The following is a 21,284-nucleotide window of genomic DNA, read 5'->3' as shown; positions in this document are numbered from 1 at the left end:
GGGGAAAGAATGAGCAGTCATCACAACGATAAAGCGACCTTTCTTGAGCGCCTGATCTTCAACAACCGCCCGGCAGTGATCGTCATCTGCCTGCTGGTGAGTATTTTCCTGTTCTGGCAGGCGACGTTGATTCGCCCCTCCACCAGCTTCGAAAAGATGATCCCGCTCAAGCACCCCTTCATCGAAAAGATGATGGAACACCGCAACGACCTGGCCAACCTGGGCAACACGGTGCGTATCTCGGTAGAGGCCAAGGACGGTGACATCTTCACCAAGGACTACATGGAGACCCTGCGGCAGATCAACGACGAGGTGTTCTACATCTCTGGCGTCGACCGCTCGGGCCTCAAGTCGCTGTGGAGCCCCAGCGTGCGCTGGACCGAAGTCACCGAGGAAGGCTTTGCCGGCGGTGAAGTGATCCCGCAGAGCTACAACGGCTCGCCGCAGAGCCTCGATCAACTGCGCAACAACGTGCTCAAGTCCGGTCAGGTCGGGCGCCTGGTGTCCAACGACTTCAAGTCGAGCATCGTCGACATCCCGCTGCTGGAGTCCTACCCGGACCCGCAGGACCAGGGCAAGTTGCTGGCCCTGGACTATCGGCAGTTCTCCCATGAACTGGAAGACAAGATCCGCACCAAGTTCGAAGCGCAGAACCCCAACGTCAAGATCCACATCGTCGGTTTCGCCAAGAAGGTCGGCGACCTGATCGACGGGCTGGTGATGGTCGTGCTGTTCTTCGGCGTTGCCTTCGTCATCACGCTGGTGCTGTTGCTGTGGTTCACCAACTGCCTGCGCAGCACCGTCGCGGTGTTGAGCACGACGCTGGTGGCGGTGGTCTGGCAACTTGGCTTGATGCACTTCTTCGGCTTCGGGCTCGATCCGTATTCGATGCTGGTGCCGTTCCTGATCTTCGCCATCGGTATTTCCCACGGCGTGCAGAAGATCAACGGTATCGCTCTGCAATCGAGCGACGCGGACAATGCGCTGACTGCCGCACGGCGTACCTTCCGGCAACTGTTCCTGCCGGGGATGATCGCGATTCTGGCGGATGCGGTGGGTTTCATTACCCTGCTGATCATCGACATCGGGGTGATCCGGGAACTGGCCATCGGCGCGTCCATCGGCGTGGCGGTGATCGTGTTTACCAACCTGATCCTGCTGCCGGTGGCGATTTCCTACGCGGGCATCAGCAAGCGCGCCGTGGCCAGGAGCAAGAAAGACGCGAATCGCGAACACCCGTTCTGGCGCCTGCTGTCGAATTTCGCCAACCCGAAGGTCGCGCCGATTTCCGTCGCCCTGGCGCTGGTCGCGTTCAGCGGCGGCCTCTGGTACAGCCAGCACCTCAAGATCGGCGACTTGGACCAGGGCGCGCCGGAGCTACGCCCGGACTCGCGCTACAACAAGGACAACAACTTCATCATCAACAACTACTCCACCAGTTCCGACGTGCTGGTGGTGATGGTCAAGACCAAGGCCGAAGGCTGCTCGCGCTATGAAGCCATGGCGCCCATCGACCAGTTGATGTGGAAGATGCAGAACACCGAGGGCGTGCAGTCGGCGATCTCGCTGGTGACCGTGTCCAAGCAGATGATCAAGGGCATGAACGAGGGCAACCTGAAATGGGAAACCCTGTCGCGCAACCCGGATGTGCTGAACAACTCCATCGCCCGCGCCGATGGCCTGTACAACAACAACTGCTCCCTGGCGCCGGTGCTGGTGTTCCTCAACGACCACAAGGCCGAAACCCTCGACCGCGCCGTGCATGCGGTGCAGGACTTCGCCAAGGAAAACAACAAGGACGGCCTGGAGTTCATCCTCGCCGCCGGTAACGCCGGGATCGAGGCCGCTACCAACGAGGTGATCAAGGAGTCGGAGCTGACCATCCTGATCCTGGTGTACCTGTGCGTGGCGACCATGTGCATGATCACCTTCCGCTCTTGGGCGGCGACCCTGTGCATCGTGCTGCCGCTGGTGCTGACCTCGGTGCTGGGCAACGCGCTGATGGCGTTCATGGGCATCGGCGTCAAGGTCGCGACCTTGCCGGTGGTGGCCCTTGGCGTGGGCATCGGCGTGGACTACGGCATTTACATCTACAGCCGTCTGGAAAGTTTCCTGCGCGCTGGCCTGCCGTTGCAAGAGGCGTACTACCAGACGCTCAAGTCCACAGGCAAGGCGGTGCTGTTCACCGGGTTGTGCCTGGCGATCGGCGTGTGTACCTGGATCTTCTCGGCGATCAAGTTCCAGGCCGACATGGGCCTGATGCTGACCTTCATGCTGCTGTGGAACATGTTCGGCGCGCTGTGGCTGCTGCCGGCGCTGGCGCGGTTCCTGATCAAACCGGAGAAGTTGGCCGGGCAGAAAGGCAATTCGCTGTTCGCCCACTGAGTGCAGCGGTGGGGGCGGTTGCGCCCCCACCTGCAACGTCACACTGCGCTCACCGGGTTGCGCGCGGTATGGGCGCGATCGCCAGGAACAACTGATCCACCGGCGGCGTGATCAATACGTAGACAATCCGCCTGATCGGCTCGGCGCCCGGCTCCTGGGGGTTGCGCAAGCTGCTCTGGACGTGTTGCTTGAGCAAATCCTTCTGCGTGTATTTGCGCTGCTCCGCCAGTTTCAGATGGGCGCGGGTATAGCGTGCAGGCGGGGCGTCGGCGCTGGCGTAATGGAAGTGGGCATACCACAGTACCGTCGGCGGTTTTTTCGCTTTGTCATACACCGCGTATTCGGTGAAGAAATCGCCACTGAGGGTCGGCCGTTGCGGGTCGGCCAGGCTGGTCAGGTTGATATCGATCTGCTGGTGTTGCCACAGATACTCGAGGCTCTCCTGGGTCGGCCATTGACGCTTGTAGCCCTCGCTGCACACCCGTTCCGCCAGCCGCAGCATATCGCGGGCCTGGGCCTGGTACTCATCGATCAGGTCCTGGGCCGAGGGTTTGTCGAGGTGGTCGCGCTGGATTTCCTCGGCCAGCGCGGTGAGCTTGTCCGCGTGCCCGCTGAGCAGCTCATCCCAGTCGCCCGGGTTGACCTGTTGGCGTGTACGCGGCGAGTCGAGTTTTTGCCGGTCGGCGGTAATGACGCGTTCAATGTCGCGGCGCTGTTCGATCAGCGTCTGGGCCAAACCTTTGAGGGTCGCCAGCGTGCGGCCTCGCGGGGGATGCGTGGGGGCTTGGGAAGGCGGTTCGGCGGTGGTCGCCCAGCCGTCCGCGTGCTTGTTGAAAGAGGCAACGGCTTCACCGGTCAGCGTATCGGTGAGGGTGAAGTGCTCCTCGGCGTTCTGCGCATCGGCCGGCTTGAGTTCGCCGATCAAATACTCTTTTTTGCGGGTCTTGAACACGCGCTTTGTCGGCGCCTTGGCGCGCAGGGTTTTCGACAGCGGCAGCACCACCTCCAACGCTTCCTGCTTGCGCACCACCGATTCCAGCTCGCTGTTCGCCAGCGCCTGGGCGTATTCGAGGCCCGCCAGCAGACGTTCGGCCTGCGGGCGCAGGCGGCTCGGGTTGAGCGCCTTGAGTACGCGGATCGCCTCTTCATAACGGCGGTACTTTTTCAGCACGCTCTCGTACACCTGCCGTTGTTCGACCAGGGTGTATTCGGTGCTGCTGCGCACTTCGACGTGAGACAGCAGCGCCGCGCTCAGGTCGGTTTGCTCCAGGCGTTTGACGTACAGCTCTTCCTGCGGTGGCAGGCGTACATCGGTCATCTCCACGCTGCTGACGGCCAGGTAGTCGAGGGCGTTGAGCCGCAGGTTGTCGGGGAAAAAATTCTGCGGGTATTCGATCTGTGCCAGCAACTCCTGGCGTATCGTGCGCCCCGCCAGCGAATCGTTTTCCAGCTGTTCCAGGGTGGTTTCCATGGCAACGGAAACCTCGGCCATGTGCTGGCGGATGTTTGCTGACTCGGTGGCGTTGCGCACGTATTCGTCGTAGACCGTGGAGTCGCCGAGCAAGTTATTCACGAACATGCGGCGCGCCATTCGCGCCATGGGTTCGCCCGCGCCGGAAAAGCGCATGGCGTTCAACCGGCCCAGGAGCATCTCGTGGATAAACAGTTGTTGGTCCCAGACCGTCTTGAGGATTTTCGCGCGGTCATGCACATGCACGCCGGCACCGCCGACTTTTTCCAGTTCTACGCCGAGCTTGACCATCTCCAGGCGCGGGGCCAGTGATTGGGCAAACAGCAATTCTAGGTTCTCCAGCAGAATCTGAAACTCGGTGCGCAATTGCTGATGCTTGAGGGTTTCGCGCTGGTGCCGTGTTTCCAGGGCGGGCCTTTGCTGGTCGCTGGCTTTTTGCAGCAGGTTCCACACCAACTGCGCGGTTTTGCGTTGTTTGACCAAGGCGTCCAGGGCGGGAGATATCTGCGTGCTCGCTGCCTGGAATGGCGCCATCAGGTGCTGCATGTCTTCACTGAGCACTTGCACCCGGGCGAGCACTTCTTGTTTCTTGCGCAGGTTTTCTTCGCGCAAGGCGGCCAGGCGCTTGGGCCCGCCACCCAGCAGTTTGAGCCCGCGGTCCAGCGACCAATGGCCGTTGCCATCGGTTCTCAGCAAAATCCCGGGATGTTCGGGTTTTTGCGGATGAACGATGAACACGTCAGCAAAACCCGGGACGATGCTGACCCTGAATAACAGCCCGGCCACCGAGGCATGCCACAGGCCGTTGATGCGGTACAAGCCTTGGTGAGGCCCGGTGTCGAGTGGCGCGGGAGCGGGCACGGGCCACGGCACGTTGACGGCGCGCAGTTTCTCCAGCAGCGCGGCCGCGGCGGTGTCGCCGGCCAACGAATGGTCGAAGTCCAACGGCGTGCGGCCACCGCCGGGTGGTTCGCTGGGCAGGCCGATGACGCCGCGTTCGACCGCCGCTGCATGGCGGGTTGCCAGGCCGGGCGGGCGTCGGAAGGGCGCGCGCGTGACGGGCTGTTCGTCGAGCGGCGGGCTGGCACTGTGCGCGCTGAGGGGGCCTTGATGCACCAGCAGCATGCCGATATTGAGCAGCAGGTCGACCCACGCCAGCTCTTTCGCCGTAGGGTCAGGGCTCTCCAGCGCCAGCAGGTCCTGGGTCAGGCTTTGCGTCGCCTGGATCAGCCAGCCGATCGTCGCCAGGGGGCCGCGCACGGCCATCAACAAGGTGTTGAAGCCCAATTGCATGCCTTCGAGGATCAACGCCCAGCGGCTTTGCGCATTCGAGGTCGATTCGCGCTCGGCCTGGTCCAGCAACTGGCGGGTTTCGCAGCCGAACAGATAGTCCATCAGGCTGCCGTGGTTGAGCGCTTGCAGGATTTCGTCGCCGCTCGCATCGCCGGCCGGCGCCAATTCTGCGGGTTTGGGCACCTCGGGCAGCCGGTCGAACTCCGAACCGATGCCGATGCGCAGGATGTGCGGCTGGCTGAACCCGCCGTTGCTGTAGATCGCCCTGGCCGGGTCGGGCAGCCAGGTCAGCACGCTGTCCTGTAGCGCACCGGGTTGCACAATGGCCGCCAGCAGGTGTTCGCGGCTGCTGAACTCGAGCAGCGCGTCGCGATAGGCCGGACGGTACAGCAGGTGCGGCCCCAGCCGGGTGTCGAGCGGTTCGATGATGAACATGTTCTGTACCACGTCCGCTATGGCTGCCGGCGTGCGTAGAAAGGCCAGGGGGCGGATGACCATTTCGTCGCCATCGACCCGGCGTGCCAGCGGGTTGGTTGCGAGCAGTGCCCGCACACAGCGCGCGCCGCGCGCGGTCAGGCCGGCTTCGCCGCGGAGCGCGTGCTCCAGCGCCTGGGTTTTCAGGTGCAGGGGCCGCTGTTGGTTGAACAGCCGCTGGCGTTTGCGCGCGGCGGCGGTGTCGCCCATCAGTTCCCGGCGCAGGTAGGCGGGATAGTTGTTGCCGATGTCCACACGCTGGACCAGTTGCAGCACGTAGGCGGGCGTCAACCACGCTTCGAGCGCCCGGCCGCTGCGATGGCTGAGCGTCATGCGGCCTCTGGGGCTTCCCGACAGGTTCTTCAGCGCCAGGTCCACCAGGCTCATGGATACCGGCGCGAGGTAACCACCTGCAAGGCTGCCCACCGCGACATGAAAGGTCAGGGTCAACTCGTCGGCCCGGTAGCCGGCAGCGCGTGCCGCGTCGTTGCAGGTACGCTGGCCGCCCAGGGCGACAGCGCGATCCAGGCACAGTTGATGGTTCAAGTGCTCGGCGGCATAGCTATGCAGGGTTTCCAGGCCATCGAAGTCGGAATCGCCGAGGGTCTGGCGCTTGATCCCGGCCTGTTCAAGCAGGCATTCGCGGTAAGCCAGGCGGTCGGCGGCGCTGGCGCGTTGCAGCCAGTCGGGCAGGGCGGCCTGGAGGGACGCCAGCGTGGCCAGCGCCGTGCCGCGGGCGCTGGCGAAAAACCGCGCCGGTTGGGTGATGGCGGCAAACTGTTGTTCCAAGGCCTGCACCGTGCTGTTGGCCGGGAGTTGCAGGGCGGCCAGGTCCTCCAATTGCTGGTTGAGGATCAGCGCGGCCTGGACCTCGAAAATATTGCCGTCGGGTTCGTACTGCTGCCAGGTGATGCTGTCGACGCTGAAGCGCTGTTGCAGGTGGTCGGCCCAGGCCTGGCCGAAGGCGTCCAGGTCAGGGTAGGCCTCGATTGCGCCGGACAGACGGCACAGCAACACCTGCTCGCGGCACACCACCAGCAGGTCGCTCGCTTGCAGCGTGAGCAGGCTGCCTGCGCGCGTCAGGTGCGCCTCTAGCGTATAGGCATGAATCGCGTTGTCGGGGGCCGGGCGGCGCGCGCGGGTGGCACGGTCTGGGTAGCGCGCCAGCGTATTGAGGATGCCCAACGGTTGGGCGTGGCGTGCGGCGGCGTCGAGCAGCGTGCCTTGCAGCACGTCGGCCAGCCATTTCCAGCGGCTGCCGCGGGCGTCGCTGTCTTCGCCCCAATAGGTGGCCATGGCGTCTTGGAAGCCGATAAACAGCAGCGACGGCAGTTCGCGAATGACGGCTTCGATGACGTCAAGATCATAGGCGTGGGCGCCATTGGCCGGATAACCGAGCCGCGTGCCGCTGGCATCGCTCAAGTAGCTATCCAGGCCGTGGCGCGTCGACACATCGGGAAAGCTGCCGTCGGCGAGATGGTCCAGCGCGACCTCCAGCAACGGCAGCAACGCCCGCCCGCCACCGTCACGGGGTACGGCCAGTCGCAGGTCGGCGAGGGGGTGTGTCAACGGCGGATATTTCTCCGCCAGGTTGCGCGCCAGCATCTGCGCGGTGACTGCGCGCAGTGTCGGACGCTTGAGAAACTGGGCTTCAAGCGCTTCCCGCAGCGGGTCGGCGGCGAGGGGGAGATTGTGGTCTGGCATGGGTATTCCTTTACGTTGAATAAAGACGTGCCCTTGCACGGTAATCCGCGGTGTGGCGCCGATGCGGTAGCCGGTTATGGTTTTAGGTCCTGGCGGCAAAGTGGCCTATCATTAGCCCTTTGAACCTGATGAAAGACTGTGATGACTACTACTTTGACGGCCGTCCTTGCCACCAGCGACATGCTTGAAATCGACGGGCTGCATGCCTTCGAGTTCGCACTGGATGAAAAAAAGCTGCTGATCATCGCCATGGATGGCCGTGCGCAAAAACGCTGGAGTTTCAGTCTGGAACAGCTGCAGGCCGCGGTCTTCGATGAGACTCTGCAAAGCTGGACGCTGACCGGTGATGTGGGCGAGCACCGTCTGGTCTGCATGAGCGCAATCACCGCCAATAATAATGAAGAGGATGAAGCGGATGCTGATGCGTAAATTCTGGCCCTTGTTGATCGCGGGCAGCGTCGGGGCGATGTCGGCACAGGCCGCACCGGCCGACACCTATGAACTGTTGGTCGGCAGCTACACCGCCGGCAGCAGCGAAGGGATCTATCGCCTGCAATTCGACAGCCGCACCGGGCGGTTCCAGGGCCAGCCGGTATTGGCGGCAAAAACGGCCAACCCGTCCTGGCTGACGGTCTCCAAGGATCAGCAGCATCTGTTTGTCGTCAATGAAAACGGCCCCGGCCAACAGGACGCGGTCGGTCGCGTCAGCAGCTACCGCATCGACCCGCAGAACCATCAGCTCACGCTGATCAATCAGGTTCAAAGCCTGGGCAGCGAGCCGACGCATTCCAGCGTGGCCGCCGATGGCCGCTACCTGTTCGTCGCCAACTATTCGGTGCTTGAAGACCCGGGCGGCAGCCTGGCGATTCTGCCGCTGGACGCCCAAGGCAAACTGGCGGCGCCCGTGCAGTTGAGCGGGCACCCGGCGAGCCGGGTCAACCCGCAACGCCAGGCGTCCAACCATGTGCATTCGGTGGTGCCGGCGCCGGATGGCAAGTATGTGTTTGTGCAGGATCTCGGCGCGGACAAGGTGTTTGCCTACCGCTACGATCCCAAGGCCAACCCTGAGCAGCCCCTGACCCCGGCCAACCCGGCATCGGTGCCTTTGCCGCCGGGCAGCGGCCCGCGGCATTTGCTGTTCAGCGCGGACGGCAAGCATGCCTGGCTGACCACCGAGATGAGCGCTCAGGTCGCGGTGTTCGATTACCACGACGGCACGCTCAACCAAACCCAGCTGGTGGACTTCGCCGCCGGGCAACCGGTGTCCGACAAGGCCGGCGCGGCGCTGCATGCTTCCAGCGATGGCAAGTTCCTGTACGTGAGCAATCGCGGCACCGCCAATCAGTTGCTGGTGTTCAGCATTGATCCGGCGACCGCGCATCTCAAGGAACTGCAGCGCCGTTCCGTGGACGGCGACCATCCGCGCGAGTTCAGCCTGGACCCGAGCGGCAAGTTCCTGCTGGTCGCCAACCAGAAAAGCAATGAAATCGTGGTGATCGAACGCGATCCACACACCGGCCTGCTCGGCAAAACCGTGCAAAAACTACCGATCGATGCGCCCAGCGACCTCAAGTTCCTGGTGCGTCAATAAGCCACAGGCCCCGCACGGCGGGGCCTGATCCTCTTTATTAATTCGATTAATAACAGCTACTGTTTCAAAGCATTTCTAAGGCCCAACCCTCGGGCGTAAGTTGAGTTCCAAGGCCTCCCCGGCCACTCAACCAAACGAACACAAGGGTTACCGACATGAACTTCAATCTCTTCTCGATCATCGCCGCCTCCGCTGTTTCCGCCACTGTTGCACTGCCAGCTGCGGCCAGCGTGAACATCATCGGCAAACAATCCAGCACCAGCGCCTACACCCAGAAATACCTGCAACAGAGTGCCAACTTCTACGCCGCACTGGATCACAAAACCCAGTACTGAGCGCCCTGTGGGAGCCGGCGCGCCCGCTCCCACATCGATTCAGGCAGATTCAGGCTTGGCCATCACCGCGATAAACAGCGGCGAGTCCAGAAACCACTGCAACCACGCCTGCACCCGTCGATATGAGGTGCGCGTAAACCACTCCCGATCGACATGGGCAAACTGCCGCACAAACGGCGCCACAGCCATATCCGCAAGGCTTGGATGATCGGCGAGCAAATACGCACGGTCAGCCAGCAACGCCTCCAGCTTCTGCAAAAACACCTCACCGTCGGCCCGATACGCTTCCATCGGCCGCTCCGGGTAGCGCTCGGCATACTTGTAGCGATTCAAGTGATGTTTGAAGCCCAGGTCATTCTCGGCAATCAGCGCCTGCACCGCGGGATCACCCTGTAGCAACCAGTCTTGCGGATCGTTTTGCGCTAAGGCCCAGCGCATGATGTCCAGGCTTTCGTCGATCACCCGACCGTCGACGCTCAACACCGGCACCGTGCCTTTGGGCGACAGTGCGAGCATCTCGGCCGGCTTGGCCTTGAGGCTGACTTCGACAATCCGCAGCGGCACGCCGCAATAGCGCAGGGCCAGGCGGGCGCGCATCGCGTAGGGGCAACGGCGAAACGAGTACAGCAGCGCCTCGCTCACTTCACCTCCACGGTGCTCAAACCATTGCCCTGACGCTTGACCTGGATCTGCACCGGAATGCGCTCGTGCATTTCCTGTACGTGGGAAATCACCGCCACCTTGCGGCCCTGGGCTTGCAGGCCGTCCAGCGCGTCCATGGCCAATTGCAGGGATTCCGGGTCGAGGCTGCCGAAACCTTCGTCGATAAACAACGACTCGATCTTCAAGGTACTCGAGGCCATCGACGCCAGGCCCAGCGCCAGCGCCAGGGAGACGAGGAACGTCTCGCCGCCGGACAACGAATGCACTGAGCGCAGTTCGTCGCCCATTTCCGTGTCCCTCACCAGCAGGCCGAGCATGCTGCCGCCGCGTTTGAGGCGGTAGCGGCGCACCAGTTGGCGCAGTTGCACGTTGGCGTGGTGTACCAGCAAATCGAGGTTGTAGGCCTGGGCGATCTTGCGGAAGGTGTCGCCGGTGGCCGAGCCGATCAGCGCGTTGAGGCGCGCCCAGCGTTGCCATTCTTCATAAGCCTTGGTGATCTGTTCGGCCAGGGCGTGGTTGGCGTCCTGGCGGCGCTGGTCTTCGGATTGCCGCGCGCGCAGTTCGGCGCAGTGTTTTTCGCCCTCGGCCAGTTGCTGGTTGAGCGTGGCCAGTTGGGCGTCCAGTTGTTCGGCGTCGAGGTTGCCGTTGTGCAACGCCTGGTGCTCGGCCAGGCGTTGTTCGCGCTCTTGCAGCAGAACCCGGGCTTGCTCGACGGCTTTTTCGCTGTTGTGCAGTTGCTGGCGCAGTGCGCTGGCATGGGCCTCGTCCAAGGCCAGCAGGCGCTTGAGCCCGGCGTCGTCCAGGTCGGGGTGCAGGGCGCGCCACTCGCCCAAGCGTGTCGCGAGCGCGTGTTGTTCGGCGTGCAGCGTGTGCTGGCGGTCTTGCTGGGCCTTGAGGTCGGCGGCCAGTTGGATCAAGGCGTTGCGGATGTCCTGCAACTGTTGATTGGCGTCGGCTTCGCTTTGCCGAGACTGCGCCACGGCCTGTTCGAGTTGCTGTTGCCAGTCTTCGGCGCGTGGGTGTTCACCGAGCAGGCGGGTGAGTTTTTCCTGGGCCGCGTGTTGCTGGGCGGCCAGTTCGCTGACCTGCTGGCGCAATGCGTCGAGTTGCTGCTGGCGATGTTGCTGATGGGTGTGTTCTTTCTCGATCGCCTGCTGACGCGCTTGTTGCTCGGCCAGTTCATCGCGCTGATGGGCCAACTGTTCGAGGCGCTGACCGACCTGTTGGTCCAACTGCACGAAGGTCGCCGCCGGTTCGCTGCGCAGGCCCTCGAGTGTCTCGGTCGGCAACAGGCTGGCGAACGCCTGGAGTTCTTCGTCGAGGCGTTCGCGGTCGTTGGCCAGTTCGCGTTGCTGGTCGATCAGTAACTGGCGCGCCTGCTGGCTGGCGTCCTGGGCGGCTTGCAGCTGTTGCTGCAGGCGCCCGGCGTTTTGTTGCAGGTTGAGCAAGGCGCCTTGGCGTTGCTCGTCCTGGGTGATGTTTTGCGTCAGTTGACTGAGCTGCTGGGCCAGCCAGGCGCCGCGCCGGGCCGCCTCCTGATTGAACAGCGCAGCCGCCAGCGGGTGTGCGTCCAGGCTCGGCGCCAGGGCTTGCTGTTGGATTGCCAGTTGCTCCTGTTGCTGCAGGAATTCCTTTTGCTGGGCGATCAAACCGCCGACTTCACCGCGCAGCTCGGTGAGTTTTTCCTTGAGGCTGTCGACGGCTTTCTGCGCCATCGCCTCTTCGTTTTCGTCGTGGCGACCGAGGCTGTGCAGCAACGCTTCGGGTTGGTGATACGGATGCGCTTGGCTGCCGCACACCGGGCAGGGCTGGTCATCCTGCAATTGCCCGCGCAACTCCTCGACACTGGCACTGCGGGCCAGGCGCTGGCGCTCCAGCAGTTGCTTGGTCACCGTCAGGGTCTGTTCGGCGCGCGTGAGTTCGGCTTTGGTGTGCAGGCCGGTCTGGTTCAACTGATCGCGTTGTTGTTGCGCGTCCGCGAGTTTTTGCGTCAACACGCTGGCTTGCTGGTCCAGCTGTTGCTGGTTGTCCCACAGCCGGGTCAGGTCTTCGAAGGCGCGTTGCTGCTTGCGATTGTCTTGCAGCAGGCTGGCGAGTAACTGGATCTGCTCGGCGACGGCGTGAGGTTCGGCGCCGGCCTCCTGGTACAGCAGGTCGAGGGCATCGCGTTGTTGGGCGAACTTCTCGGCGGCGGCGGTGGCGCGCTGTTCAAGCTGCGGCAGTTCGGCCTGGCCTTTGTTCAGGCGATTGCCGATCAGCATCAGTTGTTGCAGGCGGTCGCTGTAGGCGTTCCAGGCCTCGCTCAACGGCGCGAGGGCGGCGCTGCGTTCCAGGCCGGCGGCCAGGCGTTGCAGGCGCTCGGCGACGTGGGTGTGCTTTTCCTGCAAGCCCTTGAGCAAGGCCTGACCTTCGGCGCAGGCCGTTTCGTGCTGTTGCTGGTCCTCGTTGCGCTTGGCCAGTTCCTTGTTCAGGTGGGCGAGGGTGTTCTGTTCCTCGAAGGCCTGGCGCAGCAAAGGCCCGGCGTCGACCTGAGCTTGCAGGGCCGCGGCCAGCGCTGTTTGGGCCGATGCCTGCTGTTGTAGGGCTTGCTCCTGGCGGCCATGCAGATCGGTTTGCTGCTCGATCTGCGCTTGAATGTGCGCGGCCAGCGGCGTGAGCAAGGTGTCGAGCTCAGCCTGGCGCGCGAAGTGATGGCGCTGCGGCGCCAACTGTTCCAGGCGGCTCAAGTCCTCGCGCTGCGGGCCTTGGCTGTCCCAGTGTTGCTGGGCTTGCTGCAACTGTTCGACGGCACTGAGCTTGCGCTCCTGCCATTCGCGCAGTTCCTTGAGCCAGGTGTGCTGCAGCTCCAGCTGCTTGAGCTGGGCTTGCTCGGTCTTGAGCTGTTGCTGCGCGTGGGCCAATTGTTGGTCCAGCTCGGCGCGGGCTTGCGGGGCCAGGGGTTCCACGCCGGTGGCCTGGTCCTGCAGTTGTTTGTGGGCGTCCTTGGCGTCCTTGGCCTTGTCGAAGGCGCGACGGCCGAGTTGGGTGTAGAGCGCGGTGTCGGTGAGCTTTTCCAGCAGTTCGCTGCGCTCGTTGTCGTTGGCCTTGAGGAAGGCGCTGAACTCGCTCTGCGCCAGCAGCACCGCGCGGGTGAACTGTTCGAAGTTCAGGCCCAGGGCCAACTCCAGCTGGGTCTTGTATTCGGTTTTCTGGCTCGCCAGCAACTGGTCGCTGTCCAGGTCGATCAGGCTTTGCCGGCTGTTCTGCAACTTGCCGCTGGCTTTGTCGCGGGCGCGGTTGGCTTCCCAGCGCGCACGGTAGCGGCGGCCGTTGACGCCGACAAAGTCGACCTCGGCATACCCGCCGCCGGTGCCGCGTCGCAGCAACGTGCGCGGGTCGCCGATGGAAATATCGCTGTCGGCGTCGGGCATCTTGGCCTGGCCGGTATCGCCCAGGCGTGGCACGGCACCGAACAGCGCCAGGCACAGCGCGTCGAGCAGAGTACTTTTGCCGGCGCCGGTCGGCCCGGTAATCGCGAACAACCCGGCGCTGGCCAGGGGCTCGGCGGTAAAGTCGATCTCAAACGGGCCGGCCAGGGAGGCGAGGTTTTTCAGGCGGATGGCGAGGATCTTCATGGCTGTTCGCCCTCCTGTTGCACTTCCTGGAGCAGCACCGCGAAGTCCTTCAAGGTCTGTTCATCCACTTCACTGCCGTAGTTGTCCTGCCAGGCGCGGCTGAACAGCTCCTGGGGGGTGAGCTGGTCGAGTTCGATCAAGCGCTGGTTGTCGGTGTCGTCGCTGCCGCGTTTGCCGGCGTACTCGGCAGCGATACGCACCAGGCGCACGGCCTTGCCTTGCAGGGCGGTTTCAATTTGCTGGCGCAGGTCGGGTTGCGGCTCGTCGAGGCGCACGCGCACTTCCAGCCACGGCTGGCGTTGGGTTTCGGCGAGCAGGTCGATGTCCGGCAAGTCGCCGAGCTGCTTGAGGATATCGGCCAGTGGCGCGGCTTCCAGGCGTTGCAGGTTGACCGCGCGCGGGATCAGGCGCGGTTCGACGCTGAGCAGGGTTGCGCCGTCGAACGTCACGTCGAGAATCTGGTGTTGGTAGCCGATTTCGGAAAACGACAACGGAATCGGCGAACCGCTGTAGCGAATGCGCTCCTCGCCGTTGACCCGCTGCGGCTTGTGCAGATGGCCGAGGGCGACATAGCTGACGCTGGCGTCGAACAGGCTGGCGGGCAGCGCTTCGGCGTTGCCGATGATCAGGCTGCGCTCGGAGTCTTCCGACACCGAACCGCCGGCCATATGTGCATGGCTGATGGCAACCAGCGCCTGGCCGGGCTCGCGTTTGGCGTTGGCTGCGGCAATCAGCCACTCATGCACCTGGCCGATACCGCGCAGGTAATCGTCGCCCAGTTGCGCCCCGGTGACTTCCGCCGGGCGCAGGAACGGCAGCGCCAGGCACCAGGCGGCGATCTTGCCGTCGGCGCCGGGCAGCGGGATCAGCAAGCGCTCGGTATCCAGTTGCCTGTCATCGAGCCACAACACCCGGCCCAGGGCATGGGTGCGCAAACGGCGCATCAACGGCGCGGGCAGTTCGATGCGCGAGCCGGAGTCGTGGTTGCCGGCGATCATCACAATCGTGAGGTTGGGGGTTTGTTCGTGGGCGCTGATGATGAAATCGTACAGCCGCTCCTGGGCCTTGAGCGGCGGGTTGACCGTGTCGAAGATATCGCCGGCGATCAACAGCACGTCCGGCGCGTGCGCGCCGAGCTGACGCAGCAGCCACTCGAGGAAACAGGCGTGTTCGAAGTCGCGCTCCTGGCCATGCAGGTTTTGCCCAAGGTGCCAGTCGGAGGTGTGAAACAGACGCAAGGCGAGCTCCGTGGAGAAGATGAAAAGGAGGGGAGTTTACCTGTATTGCGCACACGCTGCTCCAGACGACGCAGATCCAGTGTGGGAGGTGGTTTGCCTGCGATGGTGGTGGTCCGCTTGCTCAGTGTTGTCTGGCCCATCGCCATCGGGGGCAAGCCCCCTCCCACAGGGGGACGCGTTATGTCTTGGCGGGCAGGCAATCCAGGGCGCGGTCGGACAGGTTCGGGCTATGTCGACCAGGCGACGCAGATCCAGTGTGGGAGGGGGCAAGCCCCTCCCACAGGGGGACGCGTTATGTCTTGGTGGGCAGGCAATCCAGGGCGCGGTCGGACAGGTTCGGGCTATGTCGACCAGACGACGCAGATCCAGTGTGGGAGGGGGCAAGCCCCTCCCACAGGGGGACGCGTTATGTCTTGGCGGGCAGGCAATCCAGGGCGCGGAAGGACAGGGTTCGGGCCATGTAGATCAGACGACGCAGGTCCAGTGTGGGAGGGGGCTTGCCCCCGATGGCGGCGTGTCAGCCGCCATCATAATTGACTGATACACCGCTATCAGCGTGGTGGTGGGTCCGCTTGCTCGGTGTTGACCGGCCCACCCCCCGTCCCGACTCTCGATTCGTGACGTATCAGGGGGGCTATTTGGGATACAACGGCGGCAAGCTGGTGGTGTCGGTCGTCGGGTCTTGCTCGCGTTCGGCCATTGGAATGGCTTTTACCGCACGCCACAGTTCTTCACCCAGCCAATAATGGCCGCTTTCGCTGTACAGCGCGCCGTTCAACCCATCCAGCGCGTCGGACAGCGGCACGAAGCGCGCCGCCATGTCGGCCAGGGTTTCCGGTTGTTGCCGGGCCCAGGCGTCGAGGGCCTGGCGCGTGGCCTGGGGGTCGTTGGCCTGGGTCGCGCGCTTGAGGTCGTCGAGCAGGGTGCGCGGGCTCGGGCCGGTTTGTGCGGCGCGTTGCACCGCCGGTTGGCGGCGTGCGCGCCACCACAGGCCGAAACCCAGCAACGTGGTGCAGGCAAGGAGCAGGGTGCTCAGTTGCCACAGCCACAGGCGGCTATCGTCGGGGGCGGTGATCACGGTCGGTGTCGCGGGTGTGTCCACCACCAGGCTCGGGTTATTCGCTACTTGCAGCGTGCGGGCGGGCAGGCGGGTGCGTTCGAGGTGGTCCTCATGGGTGTTCCACCACACCACTTCCACCGCTGGCAAGTCCAGCGCGCCGGCGCGGGTGGGCACCAGGGCTTCGCGGTCTTCTCGGCTGCCGATCAGGCCACGGTCGTTGTTCTGGTTGCCGACTACCGGCTGGTCCGGATAGCGGCGCAGGCCATTGATCTCGGTGCTCGGCAGTGCCGGCAGTTGTGCGCTGGAGAGGCCCTCGGCCTTGACCGTCAGGCTGCGGGTCAGGGAATCACCGACCTGCACGTGGTCCGGCTCGGGGTTCCAGTTTTCGCTCAGGGTCAGGCTGCGTGCCGGCAGCCACGGCGCCTCGGCGGGGTACAGCTCGGGCTTGGGTTTGACCGTCAGCTCGAGGGGCGCGGAGCTGACGTGGATCAGCTTGCCCGGCTTGGTGCCCTGCAGCGTGTTCTCCTGCGGCGGGCGCGATTCCACCAGGGTCGCGCTGAAGGTCTGGGCGGCAATCGTCAGGCTGCCGCTGTGCTGCGGGTAGATCGCGTAGCGGGTTTCGATCACGCCGTGGCGAATGCTGTTGATGACCTTCTCGTAGGTGCGTGATTCGCCCAGTTGCTCGATGCGCGCATCGGGAATCTGCAGCGGCGTGAGGCTGCTGTCGTCATACAGCGACACCGAGTGATACACGCGTACCGTCAACAGGGCCTGGGCCTGCACGTACACGGTGTTCTGGTCGAGGTTGGATTCGACGAACACCGGCGCGAGTTCGGCGTTGGTGTCCTGGCTGGTGGTTTCCAGCACTTGCAGGCTGATCGGCTGGGTCGTGTATTCGCCCACTTGCAGCGGCGGGATCACCACGGTGCCGTTTTGCTTGGGCAGCAGGGTAATGATCCAGCGCGTGGTGGCGTGGTTATCGCCGCCGAGGGTGGTGAGTTGGTTGATCTGGCGCGTGCCGCTGACTTCGAACTGCGCCTCCAGCGGCGACAGGTCGGGTTTGCCGAACTGCGTGACGTCGCCGGATTCCACCGTCAGCTCCACCGTTTCCCCGGAATTGAGGCGGCTGCGGTCGACGCTGGCGACCAGGTTCGCCGCCTGGGCGTGGCTTGCCGACAACGCGAGCAGAAGCAGAAGGGTGGTGCGGCGGCTCATCGAGTCTTGTCCTGATGCTGTTGCTGTTCGTACCAGAATTTGCGCCGCAGCAGTTCGCCGGGGTTGTCCGGGATCTCCTGCAGCCATTGTTCCAGGGCCTGGCGATGTTCGCCGTCCAGGCTGGCGCCGCTGGGGCGCAACGGCGGGGTGGTGGTTTGCTCGTCCTCCAGCTCGCTGCCCGGCACGTCATTGCCGCCCGCTTGTGGCGTGGCGCCGGCCTGGGTATCGGCGGTGCCGGCTTCACCCTGGTTTTGCGGCGATTGCTCGCCACCCGTGGCACTTTGCGCGCTGGCGCCCGGTTGCGCAGTTTGGCCGGGTTGGGTGGTTTCGTCATCTTCGTTTTTTGCGGGCGGGGCCGGCTCGGGCTGCGCCTGTTGTTGTATCAGGCTTTCCACCAGGGCCTTGTTTTTCAGGGCCGGCAGCAGATCGGGCTGGGCTTCCAGCGCCTGTTCGTAGGCATCGATGGCTGCTTCCAGCTCACCGGACCTGGCCAGTGCATTGCCGCGATTGTAGTGAGAGTAGGCGTCACTGCCCTCGGCAAAACGCTTGATGGCTTCGGCGTAGTTACCCGCTTCGTACAGCGCCACGCCTTGCCATTGCGGGTCTTGGAAGCGTTCGGCGGCTTCTGCGGGGCGTTTTTTCTTCAGCAGGTACTGGCCTTGCTGGTCGGGGCGCAGCCACAGGTCCTGGAGTTCGAAGGCATAACTGGGCTGCGGTGCGCCAAGCAGCAGCAACGGCAAGCAGAACAACCAGCCACGCCGCCCGGCGCACGCGGCCAGCAGCAACAGCGGCAGCAGCAGCCAGTAACCCTGGTCGGCCCAGGTGTCGAGGTGCAGCAGTTGGCCGTCGTTGCGCAGGGCTTGCGGCGCGTCGAGCATGCCCAGTTGGCGCAGGTCCTTGTCGTCCAGGCGCGCGGCACGGTAGCGGCCGCCCATTTCGCTGGCGAAGGCTTTGAGCGTCGGGCTGTCGAGGCGCGGCACGAGGATGGCGCCTTGGTCGTCCTTGAGGAATTCGCCGCTCTCCAGGGTCACCGGCGTGCCTTCGCGGCTACCGATGCCGAGGATCGACAGGCTTGGCGCCTGGCCGCCTTGCAGCAGCAAGCGGATGCCCTGGCGTTCCTGCTTGGACAGCGATGAGCCGATCAGCAGCAGACGCCCCTGGCCGAGGCCGCCTTGCTTGAGCAGGCCGAGGGCTTTCTCCACGGCCAGGTCGGCGCGGTGCCCGGGCTCGGGCATCAACGAGGGGCGTAGCGCTTCGAGCAGGTTGCGGCTGGTGGCCAGGTCGTCCGACAGCGGCACCAGGGTGTGGGCGCTGCCGGCATACACGACGATGGCGGTTTGTGCGTCGCTGCGCGCTTGCAGTAAGTCATACAGCTTGCGCCGTGCCTGCTCCAGGCGGCTGGGCGGACTGTCGGTGGCGAGCATTTCCGGGGTCAGTTCGAGCAGCACCACCAAGGGGTCGGAAGGCTTCTGGCTGGTCTGTTCCACCCGTTGCCAACTGGGGCCGAGCAAGGCCAGTACTGCCAGCAGCCAGGCGATACCGAGGAGCACCCACGGCGATTTGCTTTCACGGCCATTGCCACCGCTGAGCAGCACGGCATGGAACGCCGGCGGCAGGATCATCTGCCAGCGCCCGGCGCGCTTTTGCCGGTGCCACAGCTGCCACAGCAACCAGCCGAGCAGCGGCAGCAGCAACAGCCACCAGGGACGGAACCAGTGCGGCCACAGGTCGATCATCGACGCCTCCGCAAACGCAGGCGTTTGAGGCGCTGGCGCCATTCTGGGTGCTGTTGCAGAAAATGCCCCTTGGTCGACAGTTTGTTGAACAGCCGTTGCAGCGCGTTGTTCGGCCAGCGCTCCTGCACCACCAGCAACAGGCTGAGGATCAGCGCCAATGCCAGGGGGCCGCTGTACAGCGCCTGGGCCGGGCGCGCCTGGGTCGGTTGCTGTTCGACCGGTTCGAGTTGGTCGAGGGTTTCCTTGACCGCTTGCAACTCTGCGCCATCGCGGGCACGGAAGTAGCGGCCGCCGGTGGCCTCGGCAATGGCCTTGAGCGCCGGTTCGTCGAGGTCCAGGCTCGGGTTGACGCCCAGCACGCCAAGGGAACCGGTTTGTTCCGGATCGGCGCCGATACCGATCGGGTAGATCTTCACGCCTTCTTCAGCGGCCAGGCGCGCGGCGGTCAGTGGGTCGATCCGGCCGCCGTTGTTGGCGCCGTCAGTCACCAGGATCAGCACGCGGCTTTGCGCCGGGCGCTGGCGCAGGCGTTTCAAGGCCAGGCCGATGGCGTCACCGATGGCGGTGTTCTTGCCAGCGATGCCGATGCGCGCTTCATCCAGCCAGGTGCGTACCGTGTGGCGGTCGAAGGTCAGCGGCGCTTGCAGGTAGGCTTGGCTGCCGAACAGGATCAGGCCGACGCGATCGCCTTCGCGCCCTTCAAGGAAGTCGCCGAGCAGGTGTTTGACCAAGGTCAGGCGGCTGACGTCATCGTCCTCCCACTGCATATCGGGAAAATCCATGGAGCCGGACACGTCCACCGCCACCAGCAAATCGCGGCCGCTGGCGGCAATCGGTAGCGGTTCGCCGAGCCATTCCGGGCGGGCGGCGGCGGTCAAGAGCAGCAGCCACAGCACGACGAAAGGCGCCTGTTGCCGCCAGCCGGGCAGGTTCGAGCGTGCCCGGCGGCCCGCCAGGCCTTCGAGGTCGCTGAGGTAGCTGACTTTCAGCGCGGGCTCGCCGCTGTCGGCCGCCGGCAGCACCAGGCGCATCAACCAGGGCAGCGGCAGCAGGGCGAAGATCCACGGCCAGGCGAACTCAAACATGTTTGCGAATCCAGGTGTCGACGGCCTGGGTCAGGCCGGCGATGGCTTTGTCGTCGAGTTTGCATTCGGGCTTATAGGCGCCTTCCACCAGCACCATCCAGCGTGTGAGGCCGGCGGCGGGGCAGCGGTTATCGAGAAACGCCAGCCATTTGCGGCCGTTGAGGGTGTGGCTCTGGCTGTAGGGGTAGTCGTTGCGGCACAGGCGCTTGAGCAGGCCGTTGAGTTGCTGCAGCCAGGCCCCGGCGGGCGCGCCGTCGTAGGGTTTGGGCATCAGCGCCAGTTCGGCCAGGGCGGCGATGCGCAGCGGGTCGAGCGGTTGTTCGGCGCGGGACACGGGACGCCGCGTGGGCAGGAAGCGGCGCAGCCACCACACGCCCCAGCCCAGCAGCGGGATCACCAGCAGCAACAGCCACCAGCCTAGCGCAGGCGGCCAGAAGCCGATCGCCGGTGGGGCGATCAGCGGTTGGAGTTGGTCGAGGCTGCTCATTGCTTTTTAACCGGGCGTTGCGGGTTGAGGTATTCGCGCAGTTGCTCGACCATTTCGCTCTGGGTGCTCAAGGGCATCAGCAATACCCGCAGTTTCTGCGCGAGCAGTTCCCAGCGGGCGCTGCGCGCTTCGGCCTGGGCCTTGTAGGCCTGGCGCAAATCGAAGTTCAGCGTGTCCAGTTCCAGTTGCGCACCGCGTTCGGCAAAGCGCAGCAGCCCAGCGGCGGGCAGGGCGTGGTCGAGCGGGTCGGAGATCGGCAACAGCAGCAGGTCGCAATGGCGTGACAACAGGCTCAGCTGTTGTTCGGCGCCTTCGGTCAGTGCGCGCTCGTCGCAGATCACGATCACCAGGCTGCCGGGGCGCAGCACTTCACGGCCACGGCGCAGGGCCAGGCCCAGGGCGTCGGTTTCGGGGCCGCTTTCGGTGCTCAGGCTCTGGTTGACCCGCACCAGGCGGTTGAGCAGTTGCAGCAGGCTCTGTTTGCTGCGCCGCGGTTTGATTTCGTAGTGCTCGTTGTCGCCGAAGACCAGCCCGCCGACGCGGTCGTTATGCCCCAGCGCCGCCCAGCCGATCAGGCTGGCCGCCTGGGCCGCGAGCACCGACTTGAACATCTGCCCCGAACCGAAAAACAAGCGGCAGCTTTGCTCCACCATGATGAAAATCGGGCGTTCGCGCTCTTCGTGGAACAGCTTGGTGTGCGGTTCCTGGGTGCGCGCGGTCACGCGCCAGTCGATGGTGCGTACATCGTCGCCGGCCTGGTAGACGCGCACCTGGTCGAAGTCGACCCCGCGCCCGCGCAGCTTGGAGTGGTGCAGGCCGATCAGCGGGCTGCGCTGGCTTGGCGTGGAAAACAGCTGCACTTCGCGCACGCGGTGGCGCATCTCAATCAATTCGCTGAGCGTGACGCGCACTCCATCGCTGGCGTTCATCGAT

General features: G+C 64.4%; 13 protein-coding genes. 4 read left to right on the top strand and 9 right to left on the bottom strand.

What is annotated here, in order from left to right; all coding sequences use genetic code 11:
* Positions 1 to 9 precede the first annotated feature (9 nt).
* Complete coding sequence (locus TU80_RS13245; RefSeq protein WP_046490929.1) at positions 10 to 2,385, top strand: efflux RND transporter permease subunit; 2,376 nt, start codon at positions 10 to 12, stop codon at positions 2,383 to 2,385.
* A 49-nt stretch (positions 2,386 to 2,434) separates the two neighbouring features.
* Here TU80_RS13245 and TU80_RS13240 read toward each other — a convergent pair whose 3' ends face one another.
* Positions 2,435 to 7,327 carry a DUF6543 domain-containing protein gene (locus TU80_RS13240; RefSeq protein ID WP_057004663.1) on the bottom strand — a complete coding sequence of 1,631 codons (4,893 nt, stop codon included), beginning with the start codon at positions 7,325 to 7,327 and terminating at the stop codon, positions 2,435 to 2,437.
* A 141-nt stretch (positions 7,328 to 7,468) separates the two neighbouring features.
* Between TU80_RS13240 and TU80_RS13235 the strand changes: the two genes are divergently transcribed.
* The 3 genes from TU80_RS13235 to TU80_RS13225 all read left to right on the top strand — a co-directional run bounded on the left by TU80_RS13235 (position 7,469) and on the right by TU80_RS13225 (position 9,253).
* Entirely contained in the window at positions 7,469 to 7,756 is a 288-nt protein-coding gene (locus TU80_RS13235) for a DUF5629 family protein (RefSeq protein WP_046383661.1), read from the top strand.
* Positions 7,743 to 8,918: a lactonase family protein gene (locus tag TU80_RS13230; RefSeq protein ID WP_057004662.1), complete on the top strand. Its 1,176-nt coding sequence runs from the start codon at positions 7,743 to 7,745 to the stop codon at positions 8,916 to 8,918. Before TU80_RS13235 ends, TU80_RS13230 begins: the two co-directional genes overlap by 14 nt.
* A gap of 155 nt (positions 8,919 to 9,073) precedes the next feature.
* Complete coding sequence (locus TU80_RS13225) at positions 9,074 to 9,253, top strand: hypothetical protein (protein ID WP_046383659.1); 180 nt, start codon at positions 9,074 to 9,076, stop codon at positions 9,251 to 9,253.
* Between the two features lie 39 nt (positions 9,254 to 9,292).
* On the opposite strand, the gene TU80_RS13220 is transcribed toward TU80_RS13225, so the two are convergent.
* The 8 genes from TU80_RS13220 to TU80_RS13185 all read right to left on the bottom strand — a co-directional run bounded on the left by TU80_RS13220 (position 9,293) and on the right by TU80_RS13185 (position 21,280).
* On the bottom strand, positions 9,293 to 9,895 hold the full coding sequence (locus TU80_RS13220) for a glutathione S-transferase (protein WP_057004661.1): 603 nt from the start codon (positions 9,893 to 9,895) through the stop codon (positions 9,293 to 9,295).
* The gene (locus TU80_RS13215; RefSeq protein ID WP_057004660.1) at positions 9,892 to 13,530 is read right to left on the bottom strand and encodes an AAA family ATPase; all 3,639 of its coding nucleotides are present in this window, start codon (positions 13,528 to 13,530) and stop codon (positions 9,892 to 9,894) included. The genes TU80_RS13220 and TU80_RS13215 overlap by 4 nt, the downstream gene beginning before the upstream one ends.
* Positions 13,527 to 14,768, bottom strand: coding sequence for an exonuclease SbcCD subunit D C-terminal domain-containing protein (locus TU80_RS13210; RefSeq protein WP_057004659.1), 1,242 nt, complete (start codon positions 14,766 to 14,768; stop codon positions 13,527 to 13,529). The genes TU80_RS13215 and TU80_RS13210 overlap by 4 nt, the downstream gene beginning before the upstream one ends.
* Positions 14,769 to 15,402: 634 nt before the next feature.
* The gene (locus tag TU80_RS13205; protein ID WP_046383655.1) at positions 15,403 to 17,043 is read right to left on the bottom strand and encodes a BatD family protein; all 1,641 of its coding nucleotides are present in this window, start codon (positions 17,041 to 17,043) and stop codon (positions 15,403 to 15,405) included.
* Complete coding sequence (locus TU80_RS13200; protein ID WP_057004658.1) at positions 17,040 to 18,779, bottom strand: tetratricopeptide repeat protein; 1,740 nt, start codon at positions 18,777 to 18,779, stop codon at positions 17,040 to 17,042. Before TU80_RS13200 ends, TU80_RS13205 begins: the two co-directional genes overlap by 4 nt.
* Complete coding sequence (locus tag TU80_RS13195; RefSeq protein WP_057004657.1) at positions 18,776 to 19,864, bottom strand: vWA domain-containing protein; 1,089 nt, start codon at positions 19,862 to 19,864, stop codon at positions 18,776 to 18,778. Before TU80_RS13195 ends, TU80_RS13200 begins: the two co-directional genes overlap by 4 nt.
* Entirely contained in the window at positions 19,857 to 20,351 is a 495-nt protein-coding gene (locus TU80_RS13190; RefSeq protein WP_057004656.1) for a DUF4381 domain-containing protein, read from the bottom strand. Before TU80_RS13190 ends, TU80_RS13195 begins: the two co-directional genes overlap by 8 nt.
* On the bottom strand, positions 20,348 to 21,280 hold the full coding sequence (locus tag TU80_RS13185; protein WP_017846483.1) for a DUF58 domain-containing protein: 933 nt from the start codon (positions 21,278 to 21,280) through the stop codon (positions 20,348 to 20,350). Before TU80_RS13185 ends, TU80_RS13190 begins: the two co-directional genes overlap by 4 nt.
* Positions 21,281 to 21,284: the final 4 nt, after the last annotated feature.

Origin of the sequence: Pseudomonas veronii, from assembly GCF_001439695.1 — a bacterium.
Lineage (GTDB): Bacteria > Pseudomonadota > Gammaproteobacteria > Pseudomonadales > Pseudomonadaceae > Aquipseudomonas > Aquipseudomonas veronii.
The sequence above is the reverse complement of the archived record's forward strand: the minus strand, read 5'-3'. Positions and strand labels throughout refer to the sequence as shown.

Bases quoted from the DNA above. Each gene is read 5' to 3' on its own strand.
- TU80_RS13245 (WP_046490929.1), top strand. From the start codon at position 10: ATGAGCAGTCATCACAACGATAAAGCGACCTTTCTTGAGCGCCTGATC.
- TU80_RS13190 (WP_057004656.1), bottom strand. From the start codon at position 20,351: ATGAGCAGCCTCGACCAACTCCAACCGCTGATCGCCCCACCGGCGATC.
- TU80_RS13195 (WP_057004657.1), bottom strand. From the start codon at position 19,864: ATGTTTGAGTTCGCCTGGCCGTGGATCTTCGCCCTGCTGCCGCTGCCC.
- TU80_RS13225 (WP_046383659.1), top strand. From the start codon at position 9,074: ATGAACTTCAATCTCTTCTCGATCATCGCCGCCTCCGCTGTTTCCGCC.
- TU80_RS13240 (WP_057004663.1), bottom strand. From the start codon at position 7,327: ATGCCAGACCACAATCTCCCCCTCGCCGCCGACCCGCTGCGGGAAGCG.
- TU80_RS13200 (WP_057004658.1), bottom strand. From the start codon at position 18,779: ATGATCGACCTGTGGCCGCACTGGTTCCGTCCCTGGTGGCTGTTGCTG.
- TU80_RS13230 (WP_057004662.1), top strand. From the start codon at position 7,743: ATGCTGATGCGTAAATTCTGGCCCTTGTTGATCGCGGGCAGCGTCGGG.
- TU80_RS13205 (WP_046383655.1), bottom strand. From the start codon at position 17,043: ATGAGCCGCCGCACCACCCTTCTGCTTCTGCTCGCGTTGTCGGCAAGC.
- TU80_RS13215 (WP_057004660.1), bottom strand. From the start codon at position 13,530: ATGAAGATCCTCGCCATCCGCCTGAAAAACCTCGCCTCCCTGGCCGGC.
- TU80_RS13185 (WP_017846483.1), bottom strand. From the start codon at position 21,280: ATGAACGCCAGCGATGGAGTGCGCGTCACGCTCAGCGAATTGATTGAG.
- TU80_RS13235 (WP_046383661.1), top strand. From the start codon at position 7,469: ATGACTACTACTTTGACGGCCGTCCTTGCCACCAGCGACATGCTTGAA.